12 protein-coding genes and 1 pseudogene are annotated in these 13211 nt (G+C 30.5%); all 13 read left to right on the forward strand.

Going from position 1 to position 13211, the window contains the following annotated elements; translation table 11 throughout:
• Positions 1 to 9 precede the first annotated feature (9 nt).
• The 13 genes and pseudogenes from rfbD to WY13_RS11530 all read left to right on the forward strand — a co-directional run bounded on the left by rfbD (position 10) and on the right by WY13_RS11530 (position 13170).
• Positions 10 to 885 (forward strand): dTDP-4-dehydrorhamnose reductase, encoded by an 876-nt coding sequence (gene rfbD, locus WY13_RS11475; protein ID WP_063555783.1) that lies wholly within the window; start codon positions 10 to 12, stop codon positions 883 to 885.
• A gap of 26 nt (positions 886 to 911) precedes the next feature.
• Entirely contained in the window at positions 912 to 1472 is a 561-nt protein-coding gene (rfbC, locus tag WY13_RS11480; protein WP_063555828.1) for a dTDP-4-dehydrorhamnose 3,5-epimerase, read from the forward strand.
• Positions 1473 to 1511: 39 nt separating this feature from the next.
• On the forward strand, positions 1512 to 2405 hold the full coding sequence (locus tag WY13_RS11485; RefSeq protein WP_063555784.1) for a DUF4351 domain-containing protein: 894 nt from the start codon (positions 1512 to 1514) through the stop codon (positions 2403 to 2405).
• Between the two features lie 1106 nt (positions 2406 to 3511).
• Entirely contained in the window at positions 3512 to 3685 is a 174-nt protein-coding gene (locus tag WY13_RS20560) for an EAL domain-containing protein (RefSeq protein WP_278321785.1), read from the forward strand.
• Between the two features lie 40 nt (positions 3686 to 3725).
• Positions 3726 to 4475, forward strand: a complete 750-nt coding sequence (locus WY13_RS11490; protein WP_063555785.1) for a prepilin peptidase — start codon at positions 3726 to 3728, stop codon at positions 4473 to 4475.
• 451 nt (positions 4476 to 4926) lie between these two features.
• Positions 4927 to 5589 (forward strand): MgtC/SapB family protein, encoded by a 663-nt coding sequence (locus WY13_RS11495; RefSeq protein ID WP_063555786.1) that lies wholly within the window; start codon positions 4927 to 4929, stop codon positions 5587 to 5589.
• A gap of 72 nt (positions 5590 to 5661) precedes the next feature.
• Positions 5662 to 7053: a cell wall-binding repeat-containing protein gene (locus WY13_RS11500; RefSeq protein WP_063555787.1), complete on the forward strand. Its 1392-nt coding sequence runs from the start codon at positions 5662 to 5664 to the stop codon at positions 7051 to 7053.
• Positions 7054 to 7557: 504 nt separating this feature from the next.
• Complete coding sequence (locus tag WY13_RS11505; RefSeq protein WP_063555788.1) at positions 7558 to 8484, forward strand: MBL fold metallo-hydrolase; 927 nt, start codon at positions 7558 to 7560, stop codon at positions 8482 to 8484.
• A gap of 93 nt (positions 8485 to 8577) precedes the next feature.
• The gene (locus tag WY13_RS11510; RefSeq protein WP_063555789.1) at positions 8578 to 9732 is read left to right on the forward strand and encodes an ABC transporter permease; all 1155 of its coding nucleotides are present in this window, start codon (positions 8578 to 8580) and stop codon (positions 9730 to 9732) included.
• Positions 9725 to 10399 carry an ABC transporter ATP-binding protein gene (locus tag WY13_RS11515; protein WP_063555790.1) on the forward strand — a complete coding sequence of 225 codons (675 nt, stop codon included), beginning with the start codon at positions 9725 to 9727 and terminating at the stop codon, positions 10397 to 10399. Before WY13_RS11510 ends, WY13_RS11515 begins: the two co-directional genes overlap by 8 nt.
• An 88-nt stretch (positions 10400 to 10487) precedes the next feature.
• The gene (locus WY13_RS11520) at positions 10488 to 11531 is read left to right on the forward strand and encodes a hypothetical protein (protein WP_063555791.1); all 1044 of its coding nucleotides are present in this window, start codon (positions 10488 to 10490) and stop codon (positions 11529 to 11531) included.
• Between the two features lie 304 nt (positions 11532 to 11835).
• Positions 11836 to 12021 (forward strand): annotated as a pseudogene (locus WY13_RS11525) (MerR family transcriptional regulator); the annotation flags it as partial.
• Positions 12022 to 12048: 27 nt separating this feature from the next.
• A complete protein-coding gene (locus WY13_RS11530) occupies positions 12049 to 13170 on the forward strand; it encodes an RNA-guided endonuclease InsQ/TnpB family protein (protein ID WP_063555793.1) in 1122 nt (373 codons plus the stop codon).
• The last annotated feature ends 41 nt before the right edge of the window (positions 13171 to 13211 follow it).

The raw sequence follows: 13211 nt of genomic DNA on the forward strand, positions 1-13211 counted from the left end.
TGAATATGATTGAAAGTATTGATTACAGGAGGAAAAGGTCAGCTTGCTGGGCAGCTCCGAGAAATCTTAATCAGAGGAAAATCTGAAATAGGAGTAATTGATAAAATTTACTCTGATGCTGAAGTGAGATTCCCAAGTAGAGAGGAACTTGACATAACAAGATTAAATGATGTCAGAGACTTTGTAACTGATTATGCTCCAGATATAATTATAAATTGTGCTGCCTATACCAATGTGGATAAGTGTGAAACTGATTTTGAAAATGCTTTTAAGGTAAATTCCTTAGGAGCTAGAAATTTGGCATTAGCTTCACAAGATACAAAAATAAAACTTGCACATATTTCTACTGACTATGTTTTTAACGGCAGGGGTACGATACCTTTTAGGGAATACGACTTACCTGATCCCATTAGCGTTTACGGAAAAACTAAACTTTTGGGGGAGCAGTATATTAGAGAAAATTGCAGTAGGTATTTCATAGTAAGGACATCCTGGCTTTATGGTTTATATGGTAAAAATTTTGTATACACTATACTGAAAGCTGCAAAAGAAAAAGGTCATTTAGATGTGGTAAATGACCAGAGGGGTAATCCTACTAACGCAGAGGATTTAGCCTACCACATTTTAAAGCTTGCTCTTACTTGTGAATATGGTATATATCACTGCAGCGGTAAGGGTGAATGCAGTTGGTATGACTTCGCTTGCAAAATTGTGGATTATGCTGGCATAGACTGCACTGTATCTCCTATGACTTCAGAGAAGCTCAATAGAGCAGCTAAAAGACCGAAATTTTCTTCCCTTGATAATATGATGCTCCGATGTACTATTGATGATAACATGAGACAGTGGGAAGATGCACTTAAATCCTTTATACAAAAATTGTGAATTGAATAAGAAGGGACATGATTAAAATAGGTAAATTTAATTTTGTAAAAACAGAAGTAGAGGGAGTATACATAATAGAAACAGGTATTTTTGGAGATAACAGAGGCTATTTTATGGAAACTTATAATTATAATGAATTTGAGTCAGCAGGCCTTGATATGGTCTTTGTCCAGGATAATCAGTCTAAATCTAAAAGGGGAGTCTTAAGAGGTCTCCATTTCCAGAAGAATTATTCCCAGGGCAAATTGGTGAGAGTCATAAAAGGCAAGGTATTTGATGCTGCTGTGGATTTAAGAGATGGATCTAGTACCTATGGAAAGTGGGTAGGAGTTACGCTGTCTGAGGAAAATAAGAAACAATTTTACATTCCAAAGGGATTTGCCCATGGATTTTTGGTACTTTCAGATGAAGCAGAATTTTGCTATAAATGCACTGAATTTTATCATCCAGAAGATGAGTGTGGTATTATATGGAATGATCCTGACATAAACATAAAGTGGCCTCTTAAAGGTATAGATAATATTATCTTTTCTGAAAAGGATAAATTATGGCCTACACTAAAGGAATATATGATAAAATATAATTAATTATAGAAATGTTCATTAAACTGTAGAGGAGTCTAGGCTATGGCTGAAAAAATTAAAAATATTGAAGATGCTATAATGAAAAGTGTAATGGATGTTTTCAAAGAAGATGCACTTCAATTCTTTGGTATAAAATCTAAAATAGTTACTACTGCCAGAACCGAACTAAAAAGTTTACAAATAGATACTTCTTTTATGGACTATACTTTTTTATTAGAAGATAATTCTATATTACATTTTGAATTCCAGACTACAAATAAAAAAAGTGATCTTTCAAGATTCCTTGCTTATGACGCGGTTTTACATTACAAAGAAAACAAACAGGTAAATACAATTGTAGTGTATTCTTCTAATATTAAAAAGGCTGAAACGAATTTAAATATTGGCTCTATTAAATATTCAGTTAAAGCTTTTTACATGAATAGTATAAATGGCGATAAAAAATATGAATACTTGAAGAATAAAATACAAAGTAATGATACTTTAAATAATAGTGATTTATTATCCCTTGTATTTCTGCCTTTAATGCACAGCATTAAAGATAAAGATGAAAGTATAATGAAATCTATAGAGTTAGCTAAAGAAATAAAAAACAAAAAGAGTCAAATGAATTCTTTAGCTCTATTGTATGCTTTTGCTGAAAAATTTGTGGATAGTGAAAATATAGATAAAATCAAGGAGGTGTTTGGAATGACTGAACTTGGTAGACTATTAAGAGAAGAAGGTAAAGAAGAAGGTAAAGAGGAAGGTAAAAGAGAAGGCAAAAGAGAAGAACTTATAAGAACATCTATTAAGTTGTTAACCAAAAAATTTGGTATTTTACCTGATAACGTGAAAGCTAAAATAGAAAATTCCGACATTACTGTACTTGAGATAATAGTGGATGAAATACTTGATTTAAAAAAACTTGAAGATATATATAAATATTTGAAGTAGTATAAGAATTTATCTGATGGCTACCTACTGTAACACTCCCACGCACACAGCGAAAGCGACTATCACCAAATCAAAGATTTGGGATATCTGCTTTTCTCACTAAGTAAGATTCATTGATAAACGGGGACTAATTCCTATATAAAAAAGTAAATTAATGCAGAGTATTTAGATGAACCACCAATTAGTGTAAAAGCTAGTTGGTGGTTTTAATTTATCATAAAAATTGCTTGAACAATATAATAAAAAAATATTGACTTATTTAAACGTTTACTATATAATGAAATCAAGAAGAAAGATATAACTTCTTCTAGCAATCCTAACTCCAAAAGAGTATTAAGGAAATTGTTTTAAAGAAGTAAGAAGTTTAAAGAATCAGATATTAATACACTTATTTAGAACGAAAGTAAATATGATTAAATATTCACTGGAGTAAGTTATAAGGAATATCTGAAAAATACTTGTGAATATTTAATTTGTAAGAATGTTCAACAAGAATGTATGAAATTTGGTAAGTTTAGATTAAAGTGTTATGTAATAAAAAAGTATAGTTTTAAAGGTAAGTATTTTGTTAGAAAGTTAATTGAAGTTTTTTAGAAGTGTGTTTGAAGAAAAATAATAAATTAAATTTTTATAGTGTATTAATACATTGTAATGGTAATTGAAAAAGGGTGATGAATATTCAGGTAAGATCAGAGTACTCAAAAGAGTTAGGATTTGCTTAACCACCAGTTAGTTATATGATAGCTAATTGGTGGTTTTAGTTTTATTTAGAAAATTAGTATAAATAATCAGTTTGAAACTGCAAGCTAATTATAGGCACTTATCCTATTAATTTGAATTTAAGTTAAATTTATAATATAATGAATTATTAGAATATGGGAATAATTATATTTTGTAGCATTTATCAAAATATAAGGGCGGTGATATATTGTCCATGAAAAAAGATTTCTTACCTTACAATTATGACTTGAATTATTCTATCTACAATTTTGATGAATTTATGCATAAATATGTACAGGAAAAAGATAGCTTTTTAATATGTCTTCTTAATATATCTAATTTAGGTTTATGCAATTATATATTGGAATACAAATAATGACTTAAATTTGGAGGTAGTGGCAGAAGGAATGGAAACAGTAGAACAGTTGAAATACTTAGAGAAAGCTAATTGCAGCAATGTACAGGGATTCTTCTTTGGAAAGCCACTTAATCCAAATGAACTTATAAATTTTATGAAAACAGCAAAGTTTGAAACAAGCAGAGTAATAACTTTACCTTAAAAATGAAGTGGTTTAATTTTACCCTAAAAATGGAGTTTATATGTATATTTATTATGACATTATTATTTTTATTTTTGGAACTATAATAGGAAGTTTTTTAAATGTATGCATATATAGAATCCCAATGCAGGAATCTATTGTGTATCCACCTTCCCATTGTACAAATTGTGGTAATAGGATTAAATGGTATGATTTAATTCCTATAGTGAGTTATGCTATTCTAAGGGGAAAATGTAGGAATTGTAGAGAAAAGATATCTAAAAAATATCCTATTGTGGAATCTATTACGGGTTTATTGTATCTTATGCTTTATATGAGGTTTGGAATTAGTATAGATACTGTGAAGTATGTTGTATTTATAAGTATTTTGATTGTCATAGGGGTAATAGATTTTAATACAACAGACATTTATTTTAAGATTACAATAATAGGTGTGATTTCAGCATTTGTATTTTTAGGAATATATTATTATAATGGACTGCCTGTAAAGACATATATTTACGGAGGTATAGCAGGCGGTGGACTTTTAGTCCTTATTATTCTCATAACAAAAGGTGGCATGGGCTGGGGAGATGCAGAAATTTGTCTTGTATGTGGCTTGTTTCTTGGACTTAAGTTTACTTTTGTAATGCTGTTTTTATCTTTTATTATAGGGGCAATTGTAGGATTAATACTTATTCTGTCGGGAAAGAAATCAAGAAAAGATTACATACCTTTTGGACCATTTATTGTACTGGCATCTATTATTACAGTATTTTGTGGGCAAAATATTGTAAATTGGTATTTATAACAAGTATACGTCTTATACAATAGATTCCACAAAGGTAGAAGACTTATATACAAAATATTTAAAAGAGCTTCATTATTGTAAAAATATGCCTGCATATAAGTTGATTTTTAAGTTAGAAAGCTCTAATTGAAATTTTAACTTATACATAAAATATACTAACAAAATGGAAATCACACTTAAAAACTTTTTCTATAAGTCTTAGTGAGGTATTTTAGAAAATCTTAGAAGCTTATATATGTCTGAGGTACGAGTTTATATAAGCTTCTTTAGATTTTCAAAATACCGAGTTTTAAACTTATAAAAAGTTTTTAGTGTGATGAAATTTGTTAGTATATGATTGGTATAAGTTAACTTTCTATTTAGAAGCTCTATAAAAGTTTTATAAAGATATGTATTTTATTTGCCATATATATTATAATTAGATCTATAATGTTAAAATCGGAGGGATACTATGGGAGAATGGGAAATGATACTCAGGCTAGTACTCTCGGGAGTACTTGGGGCTTTAATAGGATTTGAAAGAAGAAGCCACTCTAAGCAAGCAGGACTTAGAACTCATTTTGTCGTAGCAGTTGGAAGTGCCCTTATTATGCTTGTGTCTAAATATGGATTTTGGGATTTAGTTGGTATGAATTCGGTGTCATTAGATCCAAGTAGGGTAGCTGCTCAGGTTGTAAGCGGTGTTGGTTTCTTGGGAGCAGGAACTATTATTGTGGAGCACCAGTTTGTAAGAGGACTAACTACTGCAGCTGGACTGTGGGCTACAGCAGGTATTGGTATAGCAATCGGAGCAGGTATGTATATACCTGGCGTGGGAGCTACAGTGCTTATAGTTATAGGACTTGAAATATTCAACAAATTTCAAAAAAACGAGGTATATTCTATAGGAAAAGCAAATTTATCAGAAGAAGGTATTAATTCTACACTCGATATATTAAAAAATTCAAAAATGAAAATATCTAATATTCAGGTTAATAGGCATCATAATAAAACCAATAAGGATTTAGAAGTAAGGATTACCTTTAAAATTTATAGCAGAAATCAAAATGAAATGAAGGATATGATGGTAAGTCTTCTGAGGATTCCTTACGTAAGAGACGTAAACATAGAATAAAATTTTTTTAGGGACAAGAAGAGATATAATTTGTTTTTTTAATTAACAAACTATAATACTGGAGGAAAACATATGAAAAAAATATTTAAATTAGCTTTAGGGCAAGCAATAATTTTAGGACTTGCTTTTCCTGGAACTGTATCTGCTGCTGCTAGCTATAATGTGAGCAGAATTTACGGATCAAGTAGATACCAAACCTCAATAAATATTTGTAACAACTTTAGCAGTGGGAAAGTACAAAATGTTATTGTAACCAGTGGAAACAATTTTCCCGACGCCTTAGCTGGTAGTGTGCTTTCAAAACAATTAAATGCCCCTATTCTTTTGGTAGACAAGTCTTTAAGTGAAAGTCAGGACTCTATTAATTATATAAAGGATCATTTGGATTCAAGTGGAACTGTATACGTTCTAGGTGGATATGCTTCTGTAAGTGATGAATATATAAATTACATTAAATCTTTAGGATTTAATAATATTAAAAGGCTTGGTGGAAAAAATAGATTTGACACTAATAAAGTAATAGTAGAAAATATGAATGTAAGTAAGGGAACGCCTCTAGTTGTAGTTAATGGCAGCAATTTTCCTGATGCACTGAGTATATCAAGTATAGCAGGTATGAAAGGTTATCCAATAATTTTAAGTAATACAGATACACTGCCGGATGAAGTAAAAGAAAAGATAAGTGGGATAAGTCCTTCTTCTGTTTATATAATAGGAGGACAAGGTGCATTAAGTGATAATATTATTTCTGAGATAAAGAAATTGGATACAACTATAGAGGATGGAAATATTATAAGAATATGGGGAAAGAATAGATATGAAACTTCATTAAACATATGTAAATATTTTAATTTGGACACCAGTACTGTAGTTATTGCAAATGGAGAAAATTTCCCGGATGCTTTGTCTGGAAGTGCTTTAGCAGCAAAACTTCAGGCACCTATTTTACTTACTGATGGAAAGAATATATCAACTCAAAAAGAGTATATAGATACCACAAAGTATACAGATGAAATTATACTTGGGGGAAGTGGTGCTGTAAGCGAAGATGCGGAAAATGAATTAAAAGGAATAGAAAAGAAGCTGTTTGAAGTAACCAATGAATATGTAGGCGAAGATGGAAAGTATTATATAGAAGGTAATTATTTAAAATACGTTACAGATATAAATGAAGCTTTAGATTATGTAAAGAGAACAGGAGATAGCAGTGTAGTTGAAGAAGATAATGGACAGTGGTTTATATTAGATGACGGCTTTGACATGACCATAAGTGATAAGGTAAAATTAGAGGTAGATAGTGATGTGAGTATAAAACTAATTCATTTTGATAGTGATGGCAATATATCCTATAACCAACCTAATTTCACTGATATGGTCAATGGTCAATATGAAGATAAGCCTGTATTTAATTTATTCATTAAAGATGGTAAAGTAATGAAAATGGATCAGCAGTTTAGACCATAAACAGAGTTCTTGGCATCAGATGGAGTTTTGACTCCACCTGATACTTAGAAATCGTTATCCAGGGACGTAGCTGCTCTTTACTCCAACTTGGAAAAGTTGGAGTATTAGAGCAGGTAGTCATCGGATAAAAGAAGAATAAGGCTATGTGCAATTATTAATTTGCAAATAGAACCTTCTTAATGTATGAAATTGGTTTTATATGTTAGGAAGGTTCTTTATATCAAGTGATTCTTAGGTTCAGATGGAGTTTGCTTATAAGGATGACTTTCTCCAGCTGAACCTTATTAACAGTATTCTTAGTGTCTTTAGCACTTAGAATACGTTATCCTTTAGGGGAAGAACTTATCCAGGCGCGTAGCAGTGCTTATCCCCCCACTTTGCCAGAATATAGGGGGTGCTAGCAATGGTAGCGATCGGATAAAATTTTGAGTGAAAAATATCATAAAGAAGGGAAGCGAACATTTAGCAGTCTCATGTTAAATAATTTTGCTGCTAAAATAGCATATGGAAATAAAAAATATAAAGGGAAATACATTTTGTATTGATACTAAAATGGCATGCATACCTTTTTATAAGATCAATTATAGAGAAATAATTATGATGGATTCTGGATGGCCAAAAGGAGGAGAAAGAGAAGGTATAGCTGAAGTTTTAAAAACGAATAATTTAAAAGTAGCTGCTATAATATGTACTCATGCTCATATGGATCATATAGGCAATGCTGAATATTTGAAAGAAAAGTATAATTGTATTATTGCTATGCCGGAATGTGAAGCTGTTACTTGCAGTTCAATTATTAACTTGAAGTTTTATCATAATAATTATAATAGGGTTGAAATTGCAGAAAATTTTGGACAGATGGTTTGTAAAACAGATATTATGATTACACCTGATCAAGAAAATATATATGTTTGTGGTGTCAAATTTAGAATTATTCATACACCAGGACATAGTGCTGCCCATATATGTGTCATTACTCCTGATGATGTGGCATATTTAGGAGATGCCCTTGTTGGATATGAATTAATGGAGCAAGCTAAAATGCCTTATTCCTATTCTCTGACGGATGATTTGAAAAGCAAAGAGAAACTTTATGACTTAAAATGTAGTAAATATGTTGTGGCACATAAAGACATATATGATGATATTACAAAGCTCATAAAGGATAATATAAAATTTTATAAAGATACGGCAAATAGCATATATGACGTAATAGATAGAAATAGAAGCATGACAATGGAAGAAATTTTTAGATCAGTAACTAAAGATTTTAATATTAGCCTGGATAACAGAGTAAAATATGGATTAACAGAAACAATTTTAGCATCCTATGTGAGATATCTTAATGAAAAAGGTATGCTGGATTTAAATATGGAGGATGGACTTTATAAATATTTGAAAAAGGCACCTATCTGTACTAATGTTTATTAATTATGTATAGGAAGCAATAATTATCTTGTCTTTAATAAAAATTAGTAATAATATAAAATTTGTGGATAATATGTTCTAAGGAGGAGATATTTATTGTTTATATCATCAAAAGTAGCTCTTCAGTTTTTAAAACACAGTAAATTGCAGACCTTTGTCATAATACTGGGAATTGCAGTAGGAGTTTCTGTGCAAATATTTATAGGGCTTTTAAGCAGTGGACTTGAAGATACTATTCTAAATAAAATTGCAGGAAATTCAGCTCAAGTTACGGTTTATTCTAATAACGGAAGCATAGAAAATTGGAGTGATATAAAAAATAAGATTGTAAAAGAAGATAAAAATGTGAAGGCTGCGGCACCTGTAGTTGATTCCCAGGTTTTTATTAAATTAAAAGATACTAACCAACCTGTTCAGATTAGAGGATTTATGCCTGAAGATGTTAATTCACTTTATAATATAAAAGGCAGTATATATGAAGGAAAAATGTATGAAAATAGTGGACAAGTTATTATAGGAAAAGACTTGAAGAAGAAGCTTGACTTAAAGCTTGGAGATAATATAGATTTATTTACCATGGGTGGAAAAAAGTTGACTTTGAACATAGTTGGTTTCTTTGATCTTGGAGCTGCTAAAATAAATGGAGCCTGGATTATTACAGATTTAAGTGATGTTCAAAATTTAATTGATTTTGGAAATAAGGCTACTTCTATAGAAATTGCAGTTAAGGATATATATAATGCAGACTTGGAAGGAAAGAAAATAATTAAAATACTTTCTGATAACAGCGTTAATGTGCAGAATTGGAAAGATCAGAATAAATTTTTAGCCAGCGGGATGGTTGGAGAAAAAATTTGTACAATAATAATTCAATTCTTTGTACTTCTTGCAGCAGTTCTCAGTATTATAAGTATACTGGGTATAAGTGTAGTTCAAAAATATAAACAGATAGGCATATTAAAGGCCATGGGTATAAAAGATGGGAGTGCAGCTTTTATATTTTTCGTACAAGCTTTTATACTTGGAGTATTAGGAACAGCTTTGGGACTACTTTTTACATGGTTGTATATAAAAGGGTTTAACAGGTACATAGTTAATTCTGAAGGATTGCCTCTAGTTAATATAGTTGTTAACCATAAATTTATTTTGGCATCATCTATTATTGATATAGCTGCGTCAACTTTTGCGGCACTCTTTCCGGCATTTAAGTCATTTAGACTTAATCCTGTGGAGGTAATAAAAAATGGATAACATCATTCAACTTGAAAATGTAAATAAGATATATGGAAGAAGAGTTAAAAATAAGGTTTTGTCAGAAGTAAATATATCTGTAGAAAAGGGATCTTTTAATTCCATTATAGGGGCATCGGGAAGTGGGAAGACCACTCTTTTAAATATAATGGGTATGCTGGATAAGCCAACAACAGGAGAAGTGTACATACAGGGTAAAAGTATAAAAAGTATAGGGAGAAATTCAAGAGCTGCAGTGAGAAATAAAAGTATAGGTTTTGTTTTTCAATTTCATTATCTTCTCCCCGAGTTTAATGCAATACAAAATGTACTTATGCCTTACAGAATAAAGCATTTTTTTTGTGGTAGAAATGCTAAGAGAAAGGCACAAGAACTTCTTGAACTAGTTGGACTTTCTGGATGCGAGAAAAAGAAGGTATATGATTTATCCGGGGGACAGCAGCAAAGAATTGCTATAGCTAGGGCACTTATGAATGATCCCAGCATAGTTCTTGCAGATGAGCCTACTGGAAATCTTGATTCTACAAATGCAGAGAGTATATATAAACTTTTTCGACAAATAAATGATAAGTTTGGTACTACCTTTATTATTGTAACTCACGATGTAAATATAGCTAATAAAACTGATAGGATAATACAGATAAAAGATGGACAAGTGCAGGACTAACCTTCACTTGTTTTTTATATTTACAAAATTTTAATTTTGAACTCCTAATACAATGGTATATACTAATATTGAAGGGAGTATGAGTAAAATGGACGAAAAAAAAGAGAGAGAAATGGAAGAATTAGCTGAGGAAATTGACATAATATTTTCAGTTAAAGATAATATTTCTCAGGGTGAAATAAATAACTTCCTAAATAAATTTACTGAGTTATCGGAAGATGATATACGAAAAAAGATATCAGAAATTACTGGAGATAATTCCTATATAGAAAATTCGTCTTCAGGTCAAAAAGATGAGAGCTCCACAGAGAATATAGATTCTGAAAGCCGCAGTGAAGTAAAGGCTGAAGATTTTCCAGAAGAACTGGATGAAGATAAAATTGAAAATGTAAATGATGATTTACAATTACATATAGATGAGTTACCTGAGAAATCAGAGAATAATAAAGTTAAATCCATTTTTGATGATGGAAACATTCCAGATGTACCCTTTGTAAAAGCAGAAATAAAATATGGACAACTGTCTCTGGAATGGGGATGGCCAGAAGGTATAGACAAAGTACTTTTATGCTGCAGGATGGATAGATTTCCCGAGTCACCTTCAGATTCCAGTGCTTCTCATGTAATCAGAGAGAGAGAGGAAGATTTTGAAACAGGAGATTACACCATAAGTAAAATAGAAGAAGGAAATTATTATTTCTGTATTTATGCTGTGGTGGAATATGAAAATAAGACATTATATTCTGAAGGTCAGAGAAGGCTTGTAGTAAATAAAGTACCTCAGGAAATATTTTATGAAATAGACTTAAAAAGAAGTCTCTTGGGTAAATTAAAATCTGCTAAGATAAGCTTGTCTGCTCCATCTCCTAAATCTTTTCCAAAGGCTGAAATAGAATTGCCACAGCTTGTTTTAGTCAGTAAGATAGGGAATATGCCTATTCAAAAATCTGACGGAGAAACTTTGTTTAATGTAGATTATGAAACTTTAAAAAATGATGAAATCATAGACTTTGATTTGCCTACTGAAAATATAAGAAAAAATATGTATGTGAAATTATTCTTTGTAGATGACTCTAACAGTAAACTCTATAGGATAGTTTCGCCAGCTAAGGAAAAGCTATACTTTAAGTAGAAATTATATTTTAGTTAAGAATTAATAATTAAGAATTAATAGTTATGGATAATTTTCTTCCGTTAACACTACAGAAAATCTAGATCATAACATAACGCAATTGAAGCTTTGCTTCAATAAGCTCTAATTTAAGATTTTTCGTAACATAGTGGAGAAAAATTATCATTCACTCTTCACTATTAATTATTAATTTTTAATTACGTAAGGGGAGGAATGTAACAGTTAATAAAACTTTATATAAGTTTATATAATATTCTTGGATTTATACAATGTTTGTACTATAGTAAATTCAAGAGGTGATTATATGAAATATTATTCTATTGGTAAGTTTTCAAAATTAATAGGTAAAAACCCACAAACATTAAGAGAATGGGATAAAAAAGATATATTAAAACCATATTATGTTGCTCCAACAGGGTATAGATATTATTCACAAGAACAACTTAATCATTTTTTAGGTATAAAAGGTATTGAAACTAAAACTAAAAAAGTAAGATGATTAAGGAGTTGTTAGAGAATGATTCTAGGGAAGAAAGTTAGAATATTTCCAACTAAAGAGCAAGAACAAAAATTATGGCAATCTGTTGGTACTGCAAGATTTATTTATAATTGGACACTTGCAAGGCAAGAAGATAATTATAAAAATGGTGGGAAATTTATATCAGATAATGATTTGAGAAAAGAAATAACAATACTCAAACAAGATAGTCTAAGTTGGCTAAATGAAGTATCTAACAATGTGGCTAAACAAGCTGTTAAAGATGGTTGCGATGCTTATAAGAAGCTTTTCAAAAAGTTAGCTGATAATCCAAGGTTTAAAAGTAGAAAAAAGTCTAAGCCATCTTTTTATAATGATACATCAAAGCTTAAAGTTAAAGAAAATTCGGTGTTAATTGAAAAGGTTGGTTGGATAGATATAAAGAAAAATACAATACCTATGAACTGTAAATATACTAATCCGAGAATAAGTTTTGACGGAAAGTATTGGTTCATATCAGTAGGTATAGAAAAAGAAAATCCAATAGTAGAATTAACAAATGAAAGTATTGGTATTGATGTTGGGGTAAAGGATTTAGCTATATGTTCTAACGGAATGACTTTTAAAAATATCAATAAGACAAAAGTTGTAAAGCAACTTGAAAAAAGGCTACGTAGATTACAACGTAGGGTATCTCGCAAATACCTAAAAAATAAAGAAGGGAGTAAGTTTGTCAAAACAGGTAATATTATAAAAATCGAAAAGCAGATTAAATTACTTCATAGAAAATTAGCAAATATAAGAAGTAATCATATTCACCAAGCAACGAATAAGATAGTGAAAACCAAGCCATCGAGAGTTGTTATGGAAACACTTAATATTAAAGGAATGATGAAGAACCGATATTTAGCAAAAGCAATAGCAAAACAATGTTTGTATGAGTTTAAAAGACAAATGCAATATAAATGTGAGTTCAATGGTATTGAATTTATAGAAGCAGACAAATGGTATCCTTCATCAAAGACTTGCAGTGAGTGTGGACATATAAAATCAAAGCTTTTACTATCTGAAAGGACATATATATGTGAGAAATGTGGTTGTGTTATAGATAGAGATTATAATGCAAGTATCAATCTATCAAGATATGAATTAGTAGGCTAATCACTTAAAAGATACTACTAATATGTACCATGCGTTGTATG

The organism is Clostridium ljungdahlii (assembly GCF_001636845.1).
Taxonomy (GTDB): domain Bacteria; phylum Bacillota; class Clostridia; order Clostridiales; family Clostridiaceae; genus Clostridium_B; species Clostridium_B ljungdahlii_A.